Below are 21,869 nucleotides of genomic sequence, written 5' to 3'. Positions count from 1 at the left end.
GCGCGCGCGCCATACACAGGTGTTAACGCGCGCTTGACGCGACCCTGCGCATAATGGTCCTGCCCGCCAGCGTGGCGGGCAGCGCACGCCGGCGCGTCCGGCGGCTCCGCTCGCGCCTCCGCATGCCGTCCGCCTCCTCGATACTTCGTTCTCGCACCAGACCCTTCGCGCTCGCCGCCGCCGTGGTGCTGGTGGGCATCGGCGCGGGTCTGGCGGGCATGGCGCTCGGGCTGTTGTTGCACGCGGTCCAGCACCTGGCCTACGGCTACGGCGCGCTGGGCCACGAGAGCTTCCTGCAGGGCGCCAGCGCCGCGCCGCCGTGGCGCCGCGTCGCCGCGCTGCTGATGGCCGGTGTGGTCGCCGGCGTGGGTTGGTGGGCGCTGCGGCGTTACGGCCGCCGGCTGGTGAGCGTGCGCGACGCCGTCGGGGCCGCGGCGCCCGGCCAGGCCATGCCCGTGGGCAGCACGATCGTGCACGTGCTGCTTCAGATCGTGACGGTAGGCCTGGGATCACCGCTGGGCCGTGAAGTGGCACCACGCGAGGCCGGCGCGTTGTGGGCGGGCAGCGTGGCGCGCTGGATGGGACTGACCGCGGCGCAATGCCGTGCGCTCGTGGCGTGCGGCGCCGGAGCGGGGCTGGCCGCGGTCTACAACGTGCCACTTGCGGGGGCGCTGTTCGTGCTGGAGGTGCTGCTTGGCACCTTCGATCGCGGCATTGCCGTGATGGCACTGGCGAGCTCGGCGATCGCGGCCGCCGTCGCGTGGCTGGGGCTGGGCGTGCAGCAGCAGTACGCGCTCGGGCCCATCGCACTGGACTGGCCCCTCGCCATGGCCGCCTGTGTGGCCGGGCCCCTCTTCGGGCTGGCGGGGCAGGCGTTCGCCCGCGCGACGTCCGCCGCGCGGGCGGCCGCGCCGCGAGGCGCCGCGTTGCCGTTCGTGGCGCTGCTCAACTTCGCGGGCATCGCCTGTCTGGCCGTCGTGCTGCCCGCGCTGCTGGGCAATGGCAAAGGGCCGGTGCAGCTCAGTCTGGACGCCAGCCTGCCGCTCGGCATGGCCGTGCTGCTGCTCGGGCTGCGCGTGCTCATCACGCTGAGTACGTTGCGGTCGGGCGCACAGGGCGGCTTGCTCACGCCGGGTCTCGCGGTGGGCGCTCTGCTGGCGCTGGTCCTGGCGCACTGCGCGGATGCCTGGAGCGCGACGCCCTGGCTCGATCCCGCCGCGTTCGCCCTGATCGGCGCGACGGCGTTTCTGGCGGTCTCGATGAACATGCCGCTCACGGCGCTCGTGCTGATGCTGGAGTTCACCCACGCGCCGCTGCAGATGCTGGTGCCGCAGGCGCTCGCGGTCGCGGGCGCCACGGCGGCGGCACGCTGGAACGCGCAACGTATCGAGCGCGCATCATCGCCTCGAGATGCGGCGCACATCGCGGGTAAACACTGAATTTCGCACGATTTTCCGTGCAGATCTGACAAAGATCATCGCGGCGCAGGATAGACCTGTTATAAATCGCGCCTTGAGGTACGCCAGCGAAATGGCAATGGAAGCAGGGGCGTGGATAAGGGATTGAAATTCAGCCTGCCGTCGTGGCGTTTGACGCGGTGGCTGACGGACAGTGGTGTGGACACCCCCGCCGAGATTCGCGTCGCCCTTATCGCGAGTCTTTTCGGAACATTGCCGATTTTTGCCGGCGGCGTCATCAACACGATCATGATCTCGGGCGTCGTGGTGTGGCGCAATCCGAATCCCCTCTACATCTCGTGGCTCGCGCTCGAGATTCTGCTCGGCGTGATCCGCGTCACGGTGCTGCGCAACTCCTTGCGCGCCGCGCGGCGCGGCGAGCGCACCCAGACCGACCTCTATCTCTTTCTCGCACTGCTGTGGGCCTTCAGCGTGGGCTACGGCGTGCTCATCACGTTCATGAACGGCGACTGGCTCGCGGCCACGCTGGCGGGTGTCTCGTGCGGGGCCATGGCGGGCGGTATCTGCTTTCGCAACTACGGCGCGCCGCGCCTGGTGGGCGCGATGATTCTGCTCAGCCTCGGACCGATGTGTATCGGCGCGTTGTTCACGGGCGAGTGGGTGATGGCGATCGTGTTCATCCAGGTGCCGTTCTATCTGATCAGCATGACGATCGCGTCGCATCGTCTCAATCGCATCCTGGTGGCCACCATGCTGGCCGAACGCGAGAACGATCGGCGCGCGAGCGAAGATCCGCTCACCGGGCTGGCCAACCGGACCGGACTGCTCACCGCCCTCGAGCGGGTGTGCGGCGCCGCGCGGGCGCACACGCAATGCGCCGCGCTGCTGTATCTCGATCTCGATGATTTCAAGATCGTGAACGACAGCCATGGCCATGGGGCGGGCGACCATGTGCTGCGCACGCTGGCCGCGCGCATGCGGTCGATGCTGCGCGTGGGCGATGTGGCGGCGCGCATCGGTGGCGATGAGTTCGTGATGCTGGCGACCGGCGTTCAACCGGCGGCGGCGACGCGCCTGGCCGAGCATCTGATGCATGATCTGTCGCAGCCCATCGTGCTCGAAACCGGGACGCGGGTCGAGGTCGGCGTATCGGTCGGCATCGCGATGATCGATGCCACCAATGCCGATGCGCAACGTGTGCTGGAAGCCGCGGATACGGCCTTGTACCGCGCGAAGGCGCAGGGTGGAATGCGCAGCGCCTTCGCGGGCGGTTCGCCGGAGTTTGCCGACGCCCTGGGCTGACCTGGCGTCAGCCGGTGGCCTTCAGCATGGCGTAGAGCTGATCCTTGAGGTGCAGCTTTTCTTTCTTGAGCTTCTCGATATCCAGCAGGGTGGCCTGCTCGCGGCCCGCCTCCATTTTCTGGATCTGCTGATCGAGCTCGCCGTGTCGGTCGTACATCCGCGAGAAGTGCGGATTGGCGCCGTTGAGCTTCGATATCAAGTCGCGATACTCAGGGAACATAAGGACCTCCTGGGGTAAAACGTCCGTGCCTCCGTGCCCGAAGCCACGAACCGGAAAGAGACCGTGTTCTGATCGGACCAGTATAGGCCAAGCCAGTTCCTGCGTCGCTCGATACGCGTCGGACTACGGCGCGGGGGCGCCTTGCGCCAGCGCCCACAGCCGCTCGGCGACCTGGGCCATGTCGAAGGGTTGGCGATAGAGGCAGATTTCGAGCGGGATGTCCCACTCGGGGCCTCCCGCGCGGACGAGGCGGCCCGCGTCGAGGTCATCCTGGACCAGCATGGCCGGCAGCCACGCGACGCCGCGGCCCTGAACCGCCATCGAACGCAGCAGCGTGGCGTGCGGGCCCACGAAGGTGGCCTGCACATGGCCATCGCGTACCGACTTCTGCCGCAACTGGCTCATCACGATGCGGCCCAGCCCCGACGCCGGCCCATACGCCAGGAACGGCACCGCGCCCTTGCCGGCCAGGGCATGCGCCGGTGCGTCGGTCGAGCCCGCCGCGGGCGCGCTCACGGGCATGAGCACATCGGTGCCCAGCTGCACCATGGGGTAGGGCGTTTCGTCGAGCCGGCTCGCCACGTCGGGATGACGGTGGCACAGCAAAAACTGCACGCGGCGTTGCGCCATGAGGTCTTCGCAGGCCTGGAAACTGTCGGACATCATCTGAATCGCACCCACGCCGAGCTCGGCCTCGAGCCGGGTGAGCCAGCGCGGAAAGAACATCAGCGACAGCAGATGGGTGGCGGCGAAGCGCAGGCTGGCCGCGTCCTGGGCGTGCGCGGCGAGGGCCTTGATGCGGGCAGCCTCGAGATCGGCCATCACCTGCTTAAGCAGCGGCAGGAACTTGTGTCCGGCGGCGGTGAGCTCGGTGGGATGCGTGCTGCGATCGAACAGGTCGGCGCCCACCCATTCTTCGAGCGCGCGGATGTGGCGGCTGAAGGCGGGCTGCGCGATGGCGCGTGCCTCGGCGGCGCGCGAGAAGCTGCCGGTCTCCGCCAGGGCGCAGAAGTCCTCCAGCCAATTGGTATCGAGCGGACGGTTCTTGAGTCCCATGTGTGGTGAGGTCGCTGCGGTGCAGCAAAGATAATTCTATGCAATTCGAGTATTGGACGGGCCAGATACGCTGCCGCAATCATAACGGCCATCACGACTCACACGACAAAGGAGACTCAGCATGGCTTCCATCTCGAACTATCGCGGCATCATTCCGGCGATTTCGTGCCCGTTCACCAAGGATCACCGCATCGATGAGCCCGCGCTGCGCCGCCTCGCCAGCTGGCTGGCCGAGCATGAGCGCGTGGTGGCCGTGATGACCAACGGGCATACCGGGGAGGTGTTTTCCCTGACGCCCGCCGAACGCGCCGAAGTCACCCGCATCGTGGCCGACGAGCTGCGCGGCAAGTTGCCCGTGATTTCGTCGATCGTCTGCGAGGGCCTCGCCGAAGCCGCCGAACATGCCCGCGCCGCGCGTGCGGCCGGCGCCGCCGCGCTCGACGTCATGCCGCCGCACCACTGGCTGCGCTTCGGCTTCACGCCGCGCCATGCGCTGGATTACTTCAAGGCCATCCACGAGGCGGCGCCCGATCTCGATCTGGTGTGCCACGTGTACCCGGCGTGGACGCGCGCATCGTATTCGTCGAGCCTGTTGGCCGATCTGGCCCGCCTGCCCTATGTGCAGGCGTTCAAGGTCGGTCAGCGCGACATGAACAAGTACGCACGCGACATCCAGGCCCTGCGCGAGGCCGACGCTTCGAAGGCCATCCTCACCTGCCACGACGAATACCTGCTGGCCTCGATGGTGCAGGACATCGACGGGGCACTGGTCGGGTTCGCGACGTTCATTCCGCAACTCATCTCCGACCTGTGGGACGCCGTGAAGGCAGGCGATCTCAAGCGGGCGCAGGCGGTGCAGGCCGTGATTACGCCGCTCAAGGACGCGGTGTACGGCGGCGGCGAGCCCACCGGCGAGGCGCATGCCCGCATGAAGGCCGGCATGTATCTGGCCGGCGTGCTGGAGAGCGCCACCGTGCGCCCGCCCACCGAGGCCCCGAACGAGGCCGAAATGAAGGCGTTGCGCGACGCGCTGGCGCAGGCCGATCTGCTGGCGCGCTGAAACACGACGACGGCGCGCCCGCGGGCGCGACGCCATCTGCACAAAAACATAAATCGAGGAGACATCTCATGCAGAAGAAAATGTTGTGGCACATTGGTCTGGCGCTGTGCGCGGCGCTGGGCAGCGGCGTCGTGCATGCCGAAGACAAGTACCCGTCGAAATCCGTGCGTTTCGTGATTCCGTTCCCGCCGGGCGGCACGCTCGATATGCTGGGCCGCGACGTGGCGGCCAAGCTCAGCGAGCAGACCGGCCAGAGCTTCATCGTGGAAAACCGCTCGGGCGGCAACGGCATCATCGGCGCGGACGTGGTGGCCAAGTCGCCGGCCGACGGCTACACGCTGCTGTTCAACGCCTCGACGTTCACCACGGCACCCATGACGATGAAGTCGGTCCCGTATGCGGTGGAGAAGGATTTCGTGCCCGTCGCGATGGCAGGCAAGGCGCCGCTGTCGGTGTCGGTCAAGAAAGATCTGCCCGTGAATGATCTGCCGGGCCTGCTGGCCTATGCCAAGGCCAACCCCGGGCGCCTCAGCTTCGCGGTCGGCTCGATCGGCTCGGCCGGCCACCTCGCCACCGAACTGCTCAAGCGCCAGGGCGGCCTGGATTACATGGTGATCCCGTACCGCGGCACGTCGCCCGCGTTGCAGGACCTCGTGGGCGGCCGGATCGAGGGCTTCATCGACCCGGTGCTCGGCGCGATCTCGTACTACAAGGGCGGCATGCTGAAGATCATCGCGGTGACGTCCGACACGCGTCTGCCCAACCTGCCCGAGGTGCCGACGGTGGGCGAAACGCTGCCCGGTTATCAGTTCTACAGCTGGTATGGCCTGTGGGCGCCGGCCGGCACCCCGCCGGCCATCGTCACGCAGCTCAATGCGCAGATGAACAAGGCATTGGGCGCCGGGCTCAAGGAGAAGTACGAGCAGCTCGGCGTGACCATCAGCGGCGGCTCGGTGGCCGAGTTCGCCGAGTTCCAGAAGGCCGACATGGCACGTTCGCGCAAGATCGTCGACGAGGGGAAGATCCGTGTCGACTGAGGGCGCACGCGGCACGGCGGTCGTGACCGGGGCGGCCGGGGGCATCGGCCTGGCCATCGCCCGGCGCCTGCTGGCGGACGGCTGGTCCGTCGCGGGCGTGGATCTCGGGCCGGCCGCGCTGCAGGACGCCGCCTACCGCCATATCGCGGTGGATCTGTGCGATGCCGCCGCGGCCCGTGCCGTCCTCGGCGATCTGGCGGACGCGCGGGCGCTGGTGCACGCGGCGGGCATCCTGCGCGTCGGGCCGCTCGCGCAGCTCGACCCGGAAGACGGCGAGCGCATGTGGAAGCTGCATGTGGACGCGGGCGTGCGGCTGGCGCAGGCGCTGACGCCGCGCATGGCGGCGGCCGGGGGCGGGCGCGTCGTGCTGATCGGCAGCCGCGTCGCGCAGGGCATGCCGGGCCGCAGCCTCTATGCCGCGTCGAAGGCGGCGCTGGTCGCGCTGGCGCGCAGCTGGGGCGCCGAGCTGGCGAGCGAGGGCGTCACGGTGAACGTCGTGTCGCCCGCGGCCACCCAGACCGGCATGCTGAGCGACCCCGCGCGGGCCGGCAGCGCACCGCGACTGCCGCCGATCGGCCGCCTCATCCAGCCCGAAGAGATCGCGGCGCTGGTGGCCTTTTTGCTGTCGCCGGCGGCGGCCGCCATTACCGGTCAGGACATCGCGATCTGCGGCGGGTCGTCGCTGCCGCGCTGAGCGCGGCGACGCGCGTCACGATCACGGTGGCGCCGCCCGCGGCTTGACCCAAATCGCCGATTTGCTAGTATCGCGGCCTGTTCGATCTCTTTGATTCGCCGCGTATGCACCCCGCCCAGATTCCCTGCCAACCCGCCCGGCGCCAGCCGCGCGCGGGTGCGCGCGCGGGACACGGCGCGCGGCCTTATCCGGGTGCCGTGCGCATCAGCGGCCGTGGCGCCTGCAGGCCCGTGCACGCGCCCGTGTCGTTGCTGGGCACCCAAGAGCTCGCACAACGGCGCGCCTACGCGCGCGCCAAGCCAGGCTGAGCGCCGCTTCCTTCGTCTAGCCACCCGACCGCCCGCGGCAGCCTGCCGCGTGGGCGGTCGTCGTCCTGTCCACGTCGCGCCGCGCGCAGCCTTTCTGAGGCTGGCGCGGCGAGGCACGCGCTCAAGCTTTACTCATGCAACTCACCAAAAATTTCGTCAAAGCGAAAAACCCCTGCACGTCCGGCTACCGATGGTTCCTGCGCGATCAGCAGGGCAGCGGCGACTACCAGGCGGTGCTCGATGCCCTGGTCGCCGCCGGGCGCATCGACGACGCCTGCTGGCTGCTCGACCAGTTCGGCCCGACCGACACCGTGCTCGAGCTCGATGAGCTCGACGCGCATGCGCTGATCCATGCCGGCACGATCCGGCTGCGGCGTGGCGGCCTGGTCGACGGCATGTTGCGCGCGGGCGGCGGCATCGTCACCGCGGGTGGCCTGCGCGCCGGCACGCTGGTGGCGGGAGGCCGCATCGAGGCCCGCGCCAGCGTGATCAGCGCGGGCGCGATTCGCTGTGGCGGCGACCTGCGCGCCGCGTGGGGCGTACAGGCCGGCACCACGCTCGATTGTACCGGTGAGCTGCGCGCGCAATGGGAAGTCTCCGCGGGCGGGGACCTGAACGTGGGTGCCATGCTGCGGGCGGGCGACTCGGTGCAGGCGGGTGGCCTGCTGAAGGTCGGCCATGGCATCAAGGCGGGTGGCGACGTGCAGGCCGGCAGCGATCTGCTCGTGGCCCGCGGCATCGAGGCGGGTGGCGATATCCTGGCCGGCGATCATCTCGAGACGGGCTGGGGTATGCGCGCGGGCGGTGCGGTGCGGGCCGGCATGGCGATCCGCGCGGGCGAGGGCATCGACGCGGGCGGCGACATCGTGCCGGGCGAAGGTCACGGCGTGTATGCGGGGCTGCGCGTGCGCATGGATGCCTGGGCCGTGGCCGCGCGCGTGCGGGCGCCGCGCTGCGCGGGACCGCTGGTTAGTGGCCATTGGGTGGCCGAGGCCGAACCCGAGGCCGAGATGGCGGACGCGCGCTAGCACTTCGGCGTGGCGCGGCCGGCGTGGCGCGGCCGGCGTGGCGCGGCCAGCGTGGCGCGGCCGGCCCGACAGGACTCAGCCGAGCAGGCCCAGCAGCTCGATCAATTGCCGGCGTTGGGCGGGTGCGAGGCGCGCGCTGATGCGTTGGTCATGCGACTGCACGGCAGCGGTGATCTGCTGCAGCGCCCGCCGGCCCGACGCCGTGACCGCCAGCGCATAGGCGCGGCGATCGGCGGGCGTCTCGCGTCGTTCCACCATACCCAGCGCCTGTAATTGGTCCACCACCTGCACCGCGCCGGAGCGCGCGATGCCGAGCGCGCGCGCGAGGTCGGTGAGCTTCATGCCGTCGTTGTTCGCGATCAGCGTCAGCGCCGAGAAGCGTTGCGGCGTGATGTCCCAGTCGGTCAGGGCGGCGAGAAAATCCTCGTAGATCGTGATCTGGGCGCGCCGGATCGCATAACCCACGAGGTCGTCGAGCACGCCGTAATCCAGACCGGCGACGTGCGGCTCGAAGTGTTCACCGCGAGCCGCAGGTCGGCGCGCGCGCAGGGCGGGAGTTCGTGTCATGAGTGTGGGGCGAGTTGGGGGTCTACCCTAGCGTGCAACGGCGTTATGCGCCAGCGGATTGCGGGAAAACCCCGGCAGGCCGAAGTCGGGTATTTTGTTATGGTACATAACAATTAAACGAACTCGACCGCGCTGCGGATCTGGAGGAGACATGCAAATTGCCATCGCCGGCGCCGGCATCGGCGGGCTCGCGCTCGCGTTGATGCTGCATCAGCGCGGCATCGCGAGCCGCATCTACGAAAGCGCCCAGGAATTGCGTCCGCTGGGCGTGGGGATCAATCTGCTGCCCCATGCGGTGGACGAGCTCGACCAGATCGGACTGGCGGCGCCGTTGCGCGAGCTGGCCGTCGAGACGGCGGCGCTGCATTACTACAACAAGCACGGGCAGCCGATCTGGCAGGAGCCACGTGGCGTGGCTGCCGGTTATCCCGTGCCCCAGTATTCGGTGCATCGTGGCGAATTCCAGATGCTGCTGGCTCAGGCCGTGCGTGAGCGCCTCGGCCCCGATGCGATCACCACCGGCGTCGTGCTGGAGTCCGCCCGCACCGAAACCGGGCAGGCCGTGGCGAGCCTGCGCCGCCGCGCCGACGGCGCGCTGATCGATGTGGCCGCCGATGTCGTGGTGGGGGCCGACGGAATTCATTCGGCTCTGCGCCGGCAGTTCTATCCGCAGGGCGACGAGCCGCGCTTTTCCGGCCGCATGCTGTGGCGCGCGGTGACCGACGGCGCGCCCTATCTCGATGGCCGCACGATGTTCATGGCGGGCCATCAGGATCAGAAGTTCGTCTGCTATCCGATTTCCGAGCCGCTGCGCCGCGCGGGGCGGTCACGCATCAATTGGATCGCCGAACTGGCGGTGGGCGACGGCGAGCTGCCCGCCACCGACTGGAATCGCCGCGTCGACAAATCGGTCTTCGCCGAGCGCTTCGCCGACTGGCGCTGGGACTGGATCGACATTCCGGCGATCATCGCCGGGGCCGAGGCCATCTACGAATTTCCGCTGGTCGATCGTGATCCGCTGCCGCGCTGGACCCGCGGCCGTCTTACCCTGCTGGGCGATGCGGCGCATCCGATGTATCCGATCGGCTCCAACGGCTCGGCGCAGGCGATTCTCGATGCGCGTTGCCTGGCCGATTGCCTCGTGCAGGCCGGCGCGGGCACCCTGCGCTCGACCGAGACGGCGCTGCTGGAGTACGAGGCGCTGCGGCTGCCGCCCACCGCCGGCATCGTGCTGCGCAACCGGCTCAACGGGCCGGAGCAGGTGATGCAGATGGCCGAGGAGCGCGCACCCGGTGGCTTCGCCGACGTGCACGACGTGATCCGCGCCGACGAACTGCAGGCGGTGTCGTCGCGCTACAAGCGCCTGGCCGGCTTCGATCCGGCGGCATTGCGCGCGAGCCGGGAGCAGCGGGCATGAGCGACTTCGTCTTTGACGGCGCGTTGCCGGCGCTCGAACATCTGGCGACGGTGGTGGTGCAGGTCGATCCGCCACAGGAAGTGGGCGATACACCCCAGGGCCGGCGGCGGGTGATCCCGATCACGGGAGGCACGGTGCGCGGCGCACGTTTGAACGGCCGGGTGCTGCCGGGCGGGGCCGATTTTCAGCTCATCCGCAGCCCCACGTTCACCGACATTCACGCCCGCTATGTGATCGAGACCGAAGCGGGGCAGCGTGTCTATGTGGAGAACACGGGCATCCGTACCGGCTCGGCGGAGGACATCGCCCGGCTCGCGCGGGGCGAGCCGGTGGACCCCGCCCGCATCTATTTCCGCAGTTTTCCCCGTTTCGAGACCGCCGAGCCCAGTCTCGCGTGGCTCAACGACAGCCTGTTCGTCGGGACGGGGGCGCGTTATCCGGACCGGGTGGAGTTGAACTTTTTCCGCCTGGGCTGAAGTGGGACCGCAGCGCCTGCTCGGGCTGCATTCGATCGTGCATAAAAAAACAAGCTCGAGGAGACAAGACATGTCCATGACGCTGCGCCGCCTGCTGGGCGGCCTGATTCGATCGTTGTGCCTGACGCTGGCCGCGCTGCCGGTCCAGGCGGCTTCCTTTCCGCAAGGCCCGGTGCGCCTGAACGTGGGCTTTCCGCCCGGCACCGGCCCCGACATCGTCGCCCGCACGCTCGGCCAGTATCTCGGGCCGCGCCTGGGCGAAAGCGTGGTCGTCGAGAACAAGGTCGGCGCGGGCGGACAGATCGCCGCCCAGACGGTGGCGCGCGCCGCGCCCGATGGCCAGAACATTCTGCTCGGCGAGGTCGGGTCGATCAGCATCGCGCCCGCCACGTATTCCAATCTGAACTACGATCCCGCGCGCGATTTCGCGCCGATCTCGGAGGTGGTGCGCGCCGACTTCGTGTTGGTTGTGCCCGCAACCGCCACGGAGAAGGATCTCGCGGCCTTCGTGCAAAGCGCCAAGGGCGCGTCCGACCGGATCAACTTCGCCACCTTCGGCGCCGGCACGCCCGGCCACTTCGGCGCGGAGCTCTTCGCACGCGAGGCCGGCCTGCGCATCGAGCCCGTGCACTACCGCTCGACCGGCGACGCCATCACGGCGCTGGCCTCGGGCAGTGTGCAGGCCGCGTTCGTGACCACCGCGCTGGCCGTGCCGCAGGTGCAGGGCGGCAAGATGCGCGCGCTGGCCACCACCGGCAAGCAGCGTTCGCCCGCGTTGCCGGATGTCCCCACCTTTACCGAACGGGGCCTGTCGGCCGTCGACTTCGGCGCCTGGTTCGCGCTGTTCGCGCCGGCCGGCACGCCGGACGCCGTGCTCGACAAGCTGCAGGCCGACAGCGCGGCCGCGTTGCGCGAGCCGGCAGCCGCCCGCACGCTCAGCGAAGCCGGCTTCGTCGTCGTCGGCGGTGACCGGGCCGCGATGCGTCAGCTGCTCGAGCAGGAGTCGCGCCGCTGGTCGGAGGTGGTGAAGGCCACGGGCTTCAAGGCCAACTGAGGCCCGACGCGCGCGGGGCGGCGCCGTGCGAGGCTCATTGCCGCAGCAGCGCCGCCGCGCCGGCCAATCCGATCAGGGCCAGGACCACGGCGGTGATGCGGCCGATCCGCACATGGTGGCGGGCATAGCGCCGCACCATGGCGGGGTGGCGCAACGCCGCGGCCACCAGGGCGTCCCACACGAACACCACGGCCACCATCCAGGCGCCATACAGTGCCTGCGTGGCGGCCGTGGCGCGTTCGGTGAGCAGGGCGAACAGGCTGGCATAGAACAGCGCGTTCTTCGGATTGATCAGGCCGCAGCCCAGCCCGGTGGCGAAGGCCGCGAGGCCTGCATGGCGAGATGGCGTGCGGACGGGCGTGGCGTCCGCGCCGGGCGGCATCCCGACCGTTTGAGCGTGCCGCCAGAACAGTTGCCCGAGGTAGAGCAGGTAGCCGCACCCCGCCCACCGGGGTGCGAGGCGATCGTGTCGTCGCTTGCCGTGCCCGTCGCATGCGCGGCAGGGACGATCCAGCGCAAGCCGCCCACATACTCGATCAGCGCCGTTTCTTTGGCGGCGACGCCGCCCGCACCATGCAGCAGGTCGGTGAGGGCGCGCAGCGCAGAGGCCGCGCCCCGCCGCGTCACGGCGGTGCTGCTGGCGACGCGCTCCCCGCTCTCGCGCCACAGCGCATCGCACCAGTCGGCATCGAGATGCAGCATGCGGTAGCTCCAGGCGGCATCGGGCAGGGGATTGCAGGCATGCACGACGCCGGCGGGCACCATGACGACGGAAGCAGGCGCCAGATCGTGGACGCGGTCCTGGCTGCTGAACCGGCTCGCGCCGCGTTCGACCATGCCGACCGACAGCGTGTCGTGCGCATGCGCCTGGTAACAGGCGCGGCTGTTCTGGGCGATGCGGCTTTCGGCGAAGGGCAGGGCGGGGTCGCGCCAGAAGCGGGCGGCACCGGCGCTGGGGCGCGGCGCGTCGGCCTCCGCGCTCACGCGGCCGAGGCTGCGCCCGGCGGGCAACGCAGGGTCCAGAGCGTGTCGCCGCACTCCGCGATCCAGCCGCCGGCATTGGCGAGCCATTGCATTTCGTTGGCGCGCACGGGCTCGGGCTGACCGTCCCAGGGCTGCGGCGGCTCTGCCCGGCCGGGTTGCGCCGTCCAGAAGCCGGGTCCGACCGATTCGATCGTGACCGCCTGGCCTTCGGGCAGGGTGTCGACCAGGGCGAGCAGCCACGCGATCATGACGTAGCGGGCGCTGAACTCGGGCAGGTCGGGACCTTCTTCAGTCTCGGGCAGATGGATTTGTTTGCCGGTCGCCATCAGGCGCGTGAACACCAGACGCCGGCATTCGGCCAGCAGCTTGCCGCTCGCCACGGTGCGCTGGCGGTCGATGAGCCAGTCATCGAGGCCGCGCAGCGACGCCACGCCTTCGTCGAGCAGGCTTTCCATGTCGCCCACGAGACGCTCGTGGCGCGCCTGCGCAACGACGTTGGTGGCGTCTTCGGGCACCTGGTGCAGCATCGCGGCGGCCAGCGCCGCGTTGGAGATCGGCCCGATGACATCGTGCCGCAGGACCGAAAACACATGAGCCAGTACCTTGAACCGGACTCCCTGGGCCTGAAGATCGTTTTGCCAGTCGAGCGTGACCATGAAATTACCTTAGGGTTGCGAGAGCAGCGCCAACAGTGCGTCGGGGTCGGCGGGCTTCTCGATCCAATCATCGAAGACATCGCCCCGGCCGTCGCCGCGCATGCGCGCGAGGCCGCTCAGGGCGATCAGACGGGGCGCCGGCCGGTGCTGTTGACGCAGCCGGCTGGCCAGTTCGTAGCCGTCGATATCCGGCAGCAGGATATCGAGGACCACCGTATGGGGTTGGAACGCTTCGCAGGCGGCAAGCGCCTGCGCGCCGTCGTAGGCGACGCGTACGTCGAGCCCCGATAGCACCAGAAACTCGGATAGCAGCTCGGCCGCCATCTCGTTGTCGTCCACCAGCACAATGCGCGGGGCGGCCGTGTTGCTCAAGATTGTCCTCCGGAGGGCATGGGATGTTCGGGGTTGGCCGATTCCAGGCCCTGGGCGGCGGGGAGCGTCACGGTGAAGGTGACCAGGCCATCCTGGCAGGCCAGGGTCAGCGTGCCTTCGTGGGCGCGCACGACCTGGTCGGCGATATACAGGCCCAATCCTAACCCAGAACGGTTGCGATTCTGACCCAGCGATTCGGGCTTGAACGGCGAAAATAGGTGCGGACGCACCTCATCCGGGATCGGCGCGCCGTGATTGATGACGTCCAGCACCACATCCGTGCCCACCCGGCGCGCATGCACCCGGATCGGCTGGCGCTGGGCGCCATGCTGCCGGGCGTTGCTGAGCAGATTGGCGAGCACCTGGACGATGCGGTCGGGGTCGGCCCACAGGATCAGTTCGGGCTCGATCTGCGGCAGCAGGGTCAGGCCGGGAAAGGCGTGGCGCTTCTCGGCGATCAGGTTGTCGAGCAGTTGCGACAGGTCGCAGAGCTCATGTTGCAGGCCCAGGCCGATGCCGCCCTGCAGGCGCGACAGGTCGAGCACCTGCGAGATCAGGCGCTGCATGCGGCCGCTCGAATAGCGGATGCGCTCGCCCATCTTCGCGCCGGTATCGGTGCGCGACAGCAGCGTGGCGGCCATCGAGATCGATTGCAACGGATCGCGCAGATCGTGGCCCAGCATGGCCAGCAGCGCGATGCGGGCACGGTCGACATCGGCGGCGCGGCTGGTGGCGATGTGCGAGAGCTCGTCGCGCAGGTCATCGGCGGCGTCGACTTCGTGCGCGAGCCAGGGCAGGCTGGTCTGGCGCACGATCTCGCGCCAGGCTTCGAACGAGCCACGCGGCGTGAGGCGCGGGCCCTGATTGCCGACGGCGTATTGCTTCTCGGGCTTGCCGCCCCACACCAGTGTTTCGATCTGCTCGCGCCGCAACCACACCAGCCAGCCGTTGGCCATCGGGTCGAACTTGACGGCCAGCAGGCCGGCGTAGGGCACCAGATCGGTCTGCAGGTCGGGGAAGTCGCGGCCGATGTTGGTCGACTTGACCACGCGCTGGCCGGTCTGGTCCAGCGCGTTGAGGATGCCGGTGAGCTCGCCGCGCGGGGCGATGCCGTTGAAGACGGTAACGCTGTTGCCCCACAGGCACAGGGACGCGTCGCACGGCACGAGATCGCCCGGCGTCTGTTCGCCGCTCGCGAGCGCATTGTGCACGTCTTCCTGGCTCGAGGCGCGTTCGGTCAGGTTGCTCACCAGCGCGCTCGTCCGGCGCGCCCGCTCGAGTTGCGCGGCGCCCTCGAAGGTGGCGACGGCGGCCGACAGGACCTGGGCCAGGACTTCGCACGCCATGCGCACGCTGTACGGCACGTGGCGCGGGTTGAAGTGATGGCAGGCGATCATGCCCCAGAGCCGTCCGGCGACCACCAGCGAGATGCTCATGGACGCGCGCACGCCCATGTTCGTCATGTACTCGATGTGAATCGGCGAGACGCTGCGCAGTACGCTCAGGCTCAGGTCCAGCGGCGGCGAATCGTGCCGATCGGGCAGGATGCGCACCGGGTAGTACTGCGCGTCGGCGATCAGCCGCAGGGTATTGGTGAGATACAGGCGGCGTGCCTGGGCCGGGATGTCCTCGGCCGGATAGCGCCGCCCTTGCCAGTCGTCCAGATCGGCGCGGCGGTCTTCGCGCACGATTTCGCCGCTGTCGTCGGGATGAAATCGATAGGCCATCACGCGGTCGAAGCCGGTCAGGCGGCGCACCTCGCGCACCGCTTGTTCGAGCAGGCTTTCGATCGAGCGCTGGCGGCGCAGTTGCTCGATGCTGCGATACGAGCGGTGGAGCGATCCGGCCTGAAAGCCGAGTTCGGGCGGACTGCGCTCGAACTCGATAATGATCAGGCCGTCGATGTTGAGATGGGCGACGACGTCATAACGCTCCGCGCCCGCGACCATGTCGAACGGGTCGAAGACCGGTTCTTCATCCGCGGGGGTGCGCAGCCATTCGGCGAGATGGCGGTCGAGCGGCCGGGGCAGCCCTTGTGGCGTGACCGGCTGACCCAGCACCATGGTCGTGCCTAGCGTGGCCGAGGCATTGGTGCTGACGTAACGCAGAACCCCTTTCCGGTCGATGGCGATGAGCGCGCCCTGGGGCTGGATGGCCCCGGGGATATGGATGGGCTCTTTATCGCAATTGGCCAGCGTTACAGCGGGCGCACTGGGCGGGTATGGGGTCATCTGGTGCTTTTTTGCCAAGGTTAGCCTCGGCGGAGGAAAGACCAGTTGCTAATGCGGGTCTCGACGCTGGGAGCATTATGTCAAAGAAATTTGCACCCTACGAGCGTTGAGTATCGCAATGTTTCGACTTCCGGCGGCCAACGCCGTTTGACCGGCGTCGACCGGACGAGGCTGTTACATGCCAATGACGCGTTCCGGTTACAGCGAGGGGGGCGTTTGGCATACTGGGCGGCATGAAGCGAGCCTCCCCCACTGTCCACCGCCCGGCCGCTGCGCGCCCGCCGGTCCCGAGCGGACCGACGAGCCGCGACGCGTCGGCCGTGGATGCGTCCCCAGTTAATTCGCCGGCGGTCAGTGGCTCTGAGTCAGAGCCCTCCGCGGCAGAGGCGTTCCCCGCGGGCACGCCAGGGCGCGTTACCGACCCGCGTCCGCTCCCGCCCGAGCCCCCGTTGCCGGGTGATTGCTGTCAGAGCGGGTGCATCCCCTGCGTCTACGATCTGTACGAGGAGGCGCGCGAGCGCTACCTCGTCGCGCTGCAGGCCTGGGAGGCGCGCCAACACGGCGAGTGAGCGGCTCGGCGGCGCGTGGCCACTGGCGCACGGCTAGTGGCGCACGGCTAGTGGTGCACGATCGGGCGGTTAGGCGCGCATGGCTAGCGGCGTGCGGCTAGCGGGGTGCGGCTAGCGGCGCACGGCCAGTGGCGCGCGGCTAGCGGCGCGCGGACGTGCGGACCAGCACGTACTTCTGCGCCATCGGGCCCGTGGGGCGCGAGCCGTCCTGGTACAGCATGGTCAACCGGTTCTCGCCCACCAGATAGCGTTGGTTGGCGCCCGCGGCGTCGAGCTGGATGGTCACGCCGTCCGGCAGCCACGTGAAACGCCCCTGCGCGGTCTGGGGCGCGGCCTGACGATCCTGATACTGGCTCTGCAACTGATAGGTATTGTCCTGCTGCAGGGTCAGCCGGGTGCGGATGCCCGGGCAGTCGGCGCAGGGGAGCATGCCTTCGTACAGCCCCGGCCAGTCGAGCGAGGTGCGGGAGGTGTCGCCCAGGGGCGTGACGGGCGCCCCGTTCATCGGCGCCGCGGGCGGCGGCGGCGGGGGCGGCGGATTGGTGCGAATTTCCTCGGGGCCGCCGCAGCCCGCCAGGATCACCGCGAACGCAAGTGCAGGGAGCACGGGTTTCATGTCGATCTCCTTAATGGCATGAGGGAGACGTTCAACGTACCTGAATCCCGGCGTCCTGCACGTCGGCGCGGTTACGGATTGTGTGCCGCGCCCGGTGGGGGCGGCGGCATGAAGCCCGCGTCGGAGGTGGTCAGCGGCGCGAGCGTGGGATCGCCACCGGTGATGGGCAGAGGCGCCTGCGCCGCGCCGTGCAGCAGCGCCAGAAAGCGCGCGGCGCAGGCGCTGCGCGGACGGTCACGTCGCACGATCGTGCCGTAGGCGGACAGCGAGTGGCGGATCCGGTACGGCAGAATGCGCACGAGGCCATGGCGTTCGTAGCGGCCGGCCACCGATTCGGGAATCACGCCGATCATGTCGGTCTTCGCCACCAGATTGGTGGTGGTCAGGATGGACATCGTTTCGATGGCCCCGCGCGGCACGGCACAGTCATTGGCCCGAAACTCCTGTTCGACCACTTCGCGCACCGGGCTGCCGTGCGGTTGCAGAATCCAGCAAAAGGCCCGCAAGGCCTCGAAGCTCACGTCCGACAGGGCCGCGAGCGGATGGTCGACCGCGGCGATCACCGAAAGTGCCTCGTCTTCGATGGGCCGGAAGGCGTAATCGTGCGCCGGCAGGCTGAGCATGCGGCCCAGCACCACATCGAGCTCGCCCTCGTGCAGGCGGCCGATCAGCATGTCGCTCGTGCCGGTGAGGATCTCGACGGCGAGCAGCGGGTACTCGCGCTTGAGTTGCACCAGGGCATCCGTGAGCGGGCCGGGCGAGGCGGCCATGATGCTGCCGATCGACAGCTTGCCGCCGCCACCCAGCGGGATATCGTCCAGCTCGCGCGCCAGCGCAGCCAGGGTGCCGCGCATGCCGCGAAAATAACTGAGCACACAGGCACCCGAGGGCGTCAGGGCAAGGCCACGTCCGACCCGGTCGAACAGGCGCTGGCCGAGCGCGTTCTCGAGTTCCTGCAGCATCTTGCTCGCTGCCGGCTGGGTCATGCCCAGCGCCTCGGCGGCGCTGCGCAGCGTGGTGTGCTCCTCGATCGCGAGCAGCAGGGCCACCTGCCGCATGCGCAAGCGGTCCAGCAGCGGCGATGCGTCGAGAGAGGAAGTCATGAGGCGCCTCGATTGATAAGCTCAGGATATCGATGGATGCGAAGCCTGCATTTTACGGAAAGCGTTCGCCGCCCTGCGCGGCGCGATAGGCCGCCACGGCCGCCAGCACGGTCTCCATCTGTACCGTGTGCGCGAAGCGATAGCGCTCGCCGTAGACGGTTTCGTCGGGAAACTCGGAGATCAGCGTAAGTGGCGCGGTTTCGCGATCGCTGGCCGATACCTGCACCGGAATGCCGTGCCTCAGGTCGAACCCGGGCTCCAGCGCGTGCGCCTCGGCCAGGGCGAGCTGCCGCGCGTTGAAGGCCGCCAGATCCGGCACGGCGCGCGCCACCCGAATCGCCACCGCGTCGACGAGTGCCTCGGCCTCCGCTTCCAGGCCGGGATGATGGCGCAACAGCAGAAAGAAGCCCTTGGGCAAGGTCCAGCGTTCGAAATTGCGCGGGAGGTAGCCCGACAAGGGCCGGGTCCATTCGTGCGCCGGATAGCCGTGCAGATTGATATGAAGACGGGCGCCGCTGCGCGCGAGCGCTTCGCGGCGGGCGGCCAGTTCGAACAGCGGCTCGCGTTCGCGATAGGCGATGTCGTCGCCCAGCGCGCTGTAGCGCGCCGCATGGTGCATGTGGCGCGGATGCACGCCGCGCAACTGCTCGAACATCGCATAGCCATCGGGGTTTTCGCAGGCGATGAGCGCGAAGTGGGCGTCGCCGCTGTCGATGAGACGCCTGGCGGCCCGCAGGGCGCCCACGACGCCGGAGGTTTCGTTGGCGTGCTGCGCGCCGGAGATCAGCACGGCCGGTCCGGGGCCGTGCACGTAGGTGCCGCTCACCTCGCGCCGCTGCCGGGTGGGGGCCACGATGGGCGTGCCGCCGCAGTCCTGTACCAGCGCGGCGATCTCGCCCGCGGACAGTGGCGTGGTGCGCGCCGACAGCGCGCCGTCGGGCGGCTGCATCGTATACGGCTCGGGCGCCTCGAAGGCCTCGAGCGCGATGCGCAGGCGCGCCGGCCCGTCGGTCAAGCGGATGTCCGGCGCGATCTGGCCGGGTTGCAGGCCGCGATCGCCCATCGGCCGGTCGGCGTGGCGCTGGAAAAACTCCAGCAATGAGAAGTAAGCGTCTTCGTGCAGGCCTTCGCAGGTGCTGACGAGGTCTTCGTCCACCGGCAGCGCGTACTCGATGCCCGGGATGTCGGCACGAATCGACAGGCGTTCGAAGTACGGTTCCGATGTCCCCCAGGCATGCTGCGTGATCGCCTGCATCATCGCGTCGTACACGGCCTGGTACTCGGTGCGGACGGGGCCATCGTGCGCGTTCTCTCCGTGAGCGTGCGTCACGCACAGCCAGCCCGTGGGCGAGAGCTGTGTCAGCCCGTCCGCGGCGGGCGAACGCGTTTGCGGCGCGCTCACCCGCGCCGTGCGCTGGCTGCCGTCGCGGTACGTGAGGACCACCTCGTACCCCGGCACGTCGCCGGACACCTGGCCGGCGGGCGCGAAGCGCACCGTGGCCGGCGCGAGCAACGCCACCAGCGGGTAGGCCTCGAGCGTGTAGCGGTTCGGCGCGGCGTCGGGATGGATCGGATACGTGATGTGAGCGTCGACCAGATCCTCGCGCTCGACCTCTTCCAGAAAATAATGCAGCAGCGGCTTGTAGGCGCTGCGCAGCCGCGCCTGCACGCCGGCCTGGGCAAGCCGCGCTTCGGCGGCCCGCCGGGCCGGCGCATCCTCGAACAGCCACCCTTCGAGCATGGCGCCACGCCAGGCCGGCGTGGCATAGGTCCGGACCCAGTTGTCGAGGGTGCGAGGAAACGTCTTGTCCAGCAGGATCATTCCGTGCTCCGTGGTTGCGTGCGCCGGGCATTATCGGCTGCCGGGCCGGCACGTCCCCATGCGGGGTTTCCCGGCGGGCGGCGTTGTTTCGCTTTGGCACCAATGTCTCGGCGGCGTAACGCCCGATCGTCCCTGGCAGGGAATACGATCGAAACGCCCGGCGGCAGGCGCATGGCGCCCTGTCCGTCCGTTCAGTCAGGAGAAACCGATGAAACAAAGACTGCTCACCCTTTGCGCGATCGCCGCGCTCGCGGCCGGTTCCGTTGCACACGCCCAGGCCGTGCAGGAATACAGCTTTCCGAACACGCAGCAAGGCAACCTCTCGCCGCCGTCGACGCTGCGGATCACGGAAAGCGGCGGCACCGTCGCCGCGCCGCCGCCCCCGATCCGCGATACCCCGCAAAGCGTGCGCGAGTACGAGCGTTGCCGGACCGTGTCCGACCGCGCCGCGGTCACCAATCAGCAGCGTCAGGACGGCGTGGCGCAGTGCCTGAAAGAGCTGCAATTGCGCCGCCAGGCGGGGCAGTAAGCCGGCAGCGCGCGGGCGGGCGGCCGCCGGCACGATCGGCAGCAGGGCGGCATCGAGCGCTTCGGCCCTCGCGGCATAATCGCGCTTTCTTCAGTGGCCGTGTCCATGGATCCCGAACTGCTCAACCTGCTGGTGCGCCGCCAGATGCCTTATGGCAAGTACGAAGGCCGCCTGATCGCCGATCTGCCCGGCCACTATCTCGGCTGGTTCGCGCGCAATGGATTTCCCAAGGGTGAGATCGGCCGCCTGCTCGCGCTCATGTACGAGCTCGACCACAACAATCTGCGGCCTCTGCTCGACCCCCTGCGCGAGGGCGGTAAGCCGGCGGGGCCACCCGCCTGAGGCCGCGCCACCGCGCCCGGGCACGGTCCGGGTTCGACCAGCCGCTTACGCCGGCCGGCGCAAGGTGTCGACCAGCGCCTGCACATACCCCGGCGACTGCGCCAGCCCCCGCACGCACAGCACCAGTTGCCGGTTGGCCCAGGGATCGGCCAGTTCGAGCCGCCTGACCCGCGCCGTGCGGCGCAGCCGCTGGGCCGACGAGTTCGGCAAGACCGCCACCCCCACGCCGCGCTCCACCATGCGCAGCACCGCCGAGAACGTGCGCAGCCGCACCCGCGCTCGCAGGCGCTGGCCGGCGCGCGCGGCCTGGTCGTCGAGGTGGGCCGACAGCGCGCTGGCGGTCTCCAGGCCCACGTAGTCGTGGCGCAGCGTTTCCACGAAGCGCACGGGGGCGTCGCGCCGGGCCAGTTCATGGTCGGGCGGCACCAGCAGCACCAGGCGGTCATCGCGAAACGGCAGCACGTCCAGGCCGCTCAGGTCGACGGCGTTCGACAGGATGCCCACATCGGCCACGCCCTGCGAGACCGCGGGCACGATGCGATAGCTGGGCTGCTCCTGCAGCTCCACGTCCACGTTCGGATAGGCGCGCAGGAAGTCGGCCAGCGGATCCGGCAGGAATTCCGACATGACGGCGGTGTTGCACCACAACCGCACCTGACCCTTGAAGCCGAGCGCGTACTCGCCCAGATCCTCTTCCATCCGGTTGACCTGTTGCAGCAGGCCGCGCGCATGGTGGGCGAGCGCGACGCCGGCCGGCGTGGGCGTGACGCCGCGGCGCTCGCGCGTGACCAGCGCGGTGCCGACCGAGGTCTCGAGGGCACGCAGCCGCGCGCTGGCCGACGGCAGCGCCAGGTGGGACAGCGCCGCGCCGGCGGTGATGCTGCCGGCATCGACGATGTGCAGGAACAGGCGCAGATCGGTCAGGTCGAAATGCATGGCGGTCTCTGAAGGTGCTGCCTACGGAAAAGCCGAAGGCAGACTCAGTTTATTGCGCATTTTCAAACCGTG

The 21,869-nt window shown here is 69.2% G+C and carries 23 protein-coding genes and 1 pseudogene; 12 read left to right on the top strand and 12 right to left on the bottom strand.

The annotated features are described in order from the left end of the window. Positions 1-122 precede the first annotated feature (122 nt). Positions 123-1,439, top strand: coding sequence for a chloride channel protein (locus CEK29_RS13155; RefSeq protein WP_094858539.1), 1,317 nt, complete (start codon positions 123-125; stop codon positions 1,437-1,439). 111 nt (positions 1,440-1,550) lie between these two features. After that, on the top strand, positions 1,551-2,720 hold the full coding sequence (locus CEK29_RS13150; protein WP_094858393.1) for a GGDEF domain-containing protein: 1,170 nt from the start codon (positions 1,551-1,553) through the stop codon (positions 2,718-2,720). Between the two features lie 7 nt (positions 2,721-2,727). On the opposite strand, the gene CEK29_RS13145 is transcribed toward CEK29_RS13150, so the two are convergent. Next, positions 2,728-2,940, bottom strand: a complete 213-nt coding sequence (locus CEK29_RS13145; RefSeq protein WP_094800658.1) for a YdcH family protein — start codon at positions 2,938-2,940, stop codon at positions 2,728-2,730. 123 nt (positions 2,941-3,063) lie between these two features. Next, on the bottom strand, positions 3,064-3,996 hold the full coding sequence (locus CEK29_RS13140) for a LysR family transcriptional regulator (RefSeq protein ID WP_094858392.1): 933 nt from the start codon (positions 3,994-3,996) through the stop codon (positions 3,064-3,066). 121 nt (positions 3,997-4,117) lie between these two features. Between CEK29_RS13140 and CEK29_RS13135 the strand changes: the two genes are divergently transcribed. From CEK29_RS13135 to CEK29_RS13115, 4 genes are all read left to right on the top strand, one after another. Then, entirely contained in the window at positions 4,118-5,056 is a 939-nt protein-coding gene (locus CEK29_RS13135) for a dihydrodipicolinate synthase family protein (protein WP_094858391.1), read from the top strand. Positions 5,057-5,124: 68 nt separating this feature from the next. Beyond that, positions 5,125-6,093, top strand: coding sequence for a Bug family tripartite tricarboxylate transporter substrate binding protein (locus CEK29_RS13130; RefSeq protein WP_094800652.1), 969 nt, complete (start codon positions 5,125-5,127; stop codon positions 6,091-6,093). Continuing rightward, the gene (locus CEK29_RS13125; protein ID WP_094800650.1) at positions 6,083-6,787 is read left to right on the top strand and encodes an SDR family NAD(P)-dependent oxidoreductase; all 705 of its coding nucleotides are present in this window, start codon (positions 6,083-6,085) and stop codon (positions 6,785-6,787) included. Before CEK29_RS13130 ends, CEK29_RS13125 begins: the two co-directional genes overlap by 11 nt. A gap of 442 nt (positions 6,788-7,229) precedes the next feature. Continuing rightward, positions 7,230-8,123 carry a hypothetical protein gene (locus tag CEK29_RS13115; protein ID WP_094858390.1) on the top strand — a complete coding sequence of 298 codons (894 nt, stop codon included), beginning with the start codon at positions 7,230-7,232 and terminating at the stop codon, positions 8,121-8,123. Positions 8,124-8,198: 75 nt separating this feature from the next. On the opposite strand, the gene CEK29_RS13110 is transcribed toward CEK29_RS13115, so the two are convergent. Further along, on the bottom strand, positions 8,199-8,690 hold the full coding sequence (locus CEK29_RS13110; protein WP_094800644.1) for a MarR family winged helix-turn-helix transcriptional regulator: 492 nt from the start codon (positions 8,688-8,690) through the stop codon (positions 8,199-8,201). A gap of 151 nt (positions 8,691-8,841) precedes the next feature. On the opposite strand from CEK29_RS13110, the gene CEK29_RS13105 reads away from it, so the two are divergent. From CEK29_RS13105 to CEK29_RS13095, 3 genes are all read left to right on the top strand, one after another. Beyond that, complete coding sequence (locus tag CEK29_RS13105) at positions 8,842-10,107, top strand: flavin-dependent oxidoreductase (RefSeq protein WP_094858389.1); 1,266 nt, start codon at positions 8,842-8,844, stop codon at positions 10,105-10,107. Then, complete coding sequence (locus CEK29_RS13100) at positions 10,104-10,583, top strand: DUF3237 domain-containing protein (protein WP_094800640.1); 480 nt, start codon at positions 10,104-10,106, stop codon at positions 10,581-10,583. Before CEK29_RS13105 ends, CEK29_RS13100 begins: the two co-directional genes overlap by 4 nt. Positions 10,584-10,653: 70 nt before the next feature. Further along, positions 10,654-11,637 carry a Bug family tripartite tricarboxylate transporter substrate binding protein gene (locus CEK29_RS13095; protein WP_094858388.1) on the top strand — a complete coding sequence of 328 codons (984 nt, stop codon included), beginning with the start codon at positions 10,654-10,656 and terminating at the stop codon, positions 11,635-11,637. A gap of 34 nt (positions 11,638-11,671) precedes the next feature. Here CEK29_RS13095 and CEK29_RS13090 read toward each other — a convergent pair whose 3' ends face one another. The 5 genes and pseudogenes from CEK29_RS13090 to CEK29_RS13070 all read right to left on the bottom strand — a co-directional run bounded on the left by CEK29_RS13090 (position 11,672) and on the right by CEK29_RS13070 (position 15,880). After that, positions 11,672-12,049 (bottom strand): LysE family translocator, encoded by a 378-nt coding sequence (locus tag CEK29_RS13090; protein WP_440588326.1) that lies wholly within the window; start codon positions 12,047-12,049, stop codon positions 11,672-11,674. 134 nt (positions 12,050-12,183) lie between these two features. Beyond that, a pseudogene (locus CEK29_RS24110) lies at positions 12,184-12,708 on the bottom strand (AraC family ligand binding domain-containing protein); the annotation flags it as partial. Next, positions 12,618-13,277, bottom strand: a complete 660-nt coding sequence (locus tag CEK29_RS13080; protein ID WP_094800632.1) for a hypothetical protein — start codon at positions 13,275-13,277, stop codon at positions 12,618-12,620. The pseudogene CEK29_RS24110 and the gene CEK29_RS13080, both read right to left, overlap by 91 nt. A gap of 9 nt (positions 13,278-13,286) precedes the next feature. Next, positions 13,287-13,649 carry a response regulator gene (locus tag CEK29_RS13075; protein WP_094800630.1) on the bottom strand — a complete coding sequence of 121 codons (363 nt, stop codon included), beginning with the start codon at positions 13,647-13,649 and terminating at the stop codon, positions 13,287-13,289. Beyond that, positions 13,646-15,880 (bottom strand): ATP-binding protein, encoded by a 2,235-nt coding sequence (locus CEK29_RS13070; RefSeq protein ID WP_094858387.1) that lies wholly within the window; start codon positions 15,878-15,880, stop codon positions 13,646-13,648. The genes CEK29_RS13075 and CEK29_RS13070 overlap by 4 nt, the downstream gene beginning before the upstream one ends. A gap of 320 nt (positions 15,881-16,200) precedes the next feature. Between CEK29_RS13070 and CEK29_RS13065 the strand changes: the two genes are divergently transcribed. Then, on the top strand, positions 16,201-16,449 hold the full coding sequence (locus tag CEK29_RS13065; RefSeq protein WP_094858537.1) for an oxidoreductase-like domain-containing protein: 249 nt from the start codon (positions 16,201-16,203) through the stop codon (positions 16,447-16,449). Between the two features lie 139 nt (positions 16,450-16,588). On the opposite strand, the gene CEK29_RS13060 is transcribed toward CEK29_RS13065, so the two are convergent. The 3 genes from CEK29_RS13060 to CEK29_RS13050 all read right to left on the bottom strand — a co-directional run bounded on the left by CEK29_RS13060 (position 16,589) and on the right by CEK29_RS13050 (position 19,990). After that, positions 16,589-17,065, bottom strand: a complete 477-nt coding sequence (locus tag CEK29_RS13060; protein ID WP_094800626.1) for a copper resistance protein NlpE — start codon at positions 17,063-17,065, stop codon at positions 16,589-16,591. Between the two features lie 71 nt (positions 17,066-17,136). Continuing rightward, positions 17,137-18,168, bottom strand: coding sequence for a LysR family transcriptional regulator (locus CEK29_RS13055; RefSeq protein ID WP_094858386.1), 1,032 nt, complete (start codon positions 18,166-18,168; stop codon positions 17,137-17,139). Between the two features lie 52 nt (positions 18,169-18,220). Further along, positions 18,221-19,990 carry a peptidase M14 gene (locus CEK29_RS13050; RefSeq protein WP_094858385.1) on the bottom strand — a complete coding sequence of 590 codons (1,770 nt, stop codon included), beginning with the start codon at positions 19,988-19,990 and terminating at the stop codon, positions 18,221-18,223. Between the two features lie 208 nt (positions 19,991-20,198). Here CEK29_RS13050 and CEK29_RS13045 point away from each other — a divergent pair, with 208 nt between their 5' ends. Continuing rightward, on the top strand, positions 20,199-20,519 hold the full coding sequence (locus tag CEK29_RS13045; RefSeq protein ID WP_094800620.1) for a hypothetical protein: 321 nt from the start codon (positions 20,199-20,201) through the stop codon (positions 20,517-20,519). Positions 20,520-20,624: 105 nt separating this feature from the next. Then, entirely contained in the window at positions 20,625-20,861 is a 237-nt protein-coding gene (locus CEK29_RS13040; RefSeq protein ID WP_094800618.1) for a DUF3820 family protein, read from the top strand. A 45-nt stretch (positions 20,862-20,906) separates the two neighbouring features. Here the strand turns inward: CEK29_RS13040 and CEK29_RS13035 are convergent, their stop codons facing one another. Beyond that, complete coding sequence (locus tag CEK29_RS13035; RefSeq protein WP_094858384.1) at positions 20,907-21,797, bottom strand: LysR family transcriptional regulator; 891 nt, start codon at positions 21,795-21,797, stop codon at positions 20,907-20,909. Between the last annotated feature and the right edge of the window lie 72 nt (positions 21,798-21,869).

Origin of the sequence: Bordetella genomosp. 5, from assembly GCF_002261475.1 — a bacterium.
Lineage (GTDB): Bacteria > Pseudomonadota > Gammaproteobacteria > Burkholderiales > Burkholderiaceae_B > Bordetella.
The sequence above is the reverse complement of the archived record's forward strand: the minus strand, read 5'-3'. Positions and strand labels throughout refer to the sequence as shown.

What these genes read in the sequence shown, in the direction of transcription:
- CEK29_RS13155 (WP_094858539.1), top strand. Translation starts at nt 123, where the DNA reads ATGCCGTCCGCCTCCTCGATACTTCGTTCTCGCACCAGACCCTTCGCG.
- CEK29_RS13145 (WP_094800658.1), bottom strand. Translation starts at nt 2,940, where the DNA reads ATGTTCCCTGAGTATCGCGACTTGATATCGAAGCTCAACGGCGCCAAT.
- CEK29_RS13140 (WP_094858392.1), bottom strand. Translation starts at nt 3,996, where the DNA reads ATGGGACTCAAGAACCGTCCGCTCGATACCAATTGGCTGGAGGACTTC.
- CEK29_RS13135 (WP_094858391.1), top strand. Translation starts at nt 4,118, where the DNA reads ATGGCTTCCATCTCGAACTATCGCGGCATCATTCCGGCGATTTCGTGC.
- CEK29_RS13130 (WP_094800652.1), top strand. Translation starts at nt 5,125, where the DNA reads ATGCAGAAGAAAATGTTGTGGCACATTGGTCTGGCGCTGTGCGCGGCG.
- CEK29_RS13115 (WP_094858390.1), top strand. Translation starts at nt 7,230, where the DNA reads ATGCAACTCACCAAAAATTTCGTCAAAGCGAAAAACCCCTGCACGTCC.
- CEK29_RS13110 (WP_094800644.1), bottom strand. Translation starts at nt 8,690, where the DNA reads ATGACACGAACTCCCGCCCTGCGCGCGCGCCGACCTGCGGCTCGCGGT.
- CEK29_RS13105 (WP_094858389.1), top strand. Translation starts at nt 8,842, where the DNA reads ATGCAAATTGCCATCGCCGGCGCCGGCATCGGCGGGCTCGCGCTCGCG.
- CEK29_RS13100 (WP_094800640.1), top strand. Translation starts at nt 10,104, where the DNA reads ATGAGCGACTTCGTCTTTGACGGCGCGTTGCCGGCGCTCGAACATCTG.
- CEK29_RS13095 (WP_094858388.1), top strand. Translation starts at nt 10,654, where the DNA reads ATGTCCATGACGCTGCGCCGCCTGCTGGGCGGCCTGATTCGATCGTTG.
- CEK29_RS13080 (WP_094800632.1), bottom strand. Translation starts at nt 13,277, where the DNA reads ATGGTCACGCTCGACTGGCAAAACGATCTTCAGGCCCAGGGAGTCCGG.
- CEK29_RS13070 (WP_094858387.1), bottom strand. Translation starts at nt 15,880, where the DNA reads ATGACCCCATACCCGCCCAGTGCGCCCGCTGTAACGCTGGCCAATTGC.
- CEK29_RS13060 (WP_094800626.1), bottom strand. Translation starts at nt 17,065, where the DNA reads ATGAAACCCGTGCTCCCTGCACTTGCGTTCGCGGTGATCCTGGCGGGC.
- CEK29_RS13055 (WP_094858386.1), bottom strand. Translation starts at nt 18,168, where the DNA reads ATGACTTCCTCTCTCGACGCATCGCCGCTGCTGGACCGCTTGCGCATG.
- CEK29_RS13050 (WP_094858385.1), bottom strand. Translation starts at nt 19,990, where the DNA reads ATGATCCTGCTGGACAAGACGTTTCCTCGCACCCTCGACAACTGGGTC.
- CEK29_RS13045 (WP_094800620.1), top strand. Translation starts at nt 20,199, where the DNA reads ATGAAACAAAGACTGCTCACCCTTTGCGCGATCGCCGCGCTCGCGGCC.
- CEK29_RS13040 (WP_094800618.1), top strand. Translation starts at nt 20,625, where the DNA reads ATGGATCCCGAACTGCTCAACCTGCTGGTGCGCCGCCAGATGCCTTAT.
- CEK29_RS13035 (WP_094858384.1), bottom strand. Translation starts at nt 21,797, where the DNA reads ATGCATTTCGACCTGACCGATCTGCGCCTGTTCCTGCACATCGTCGAT.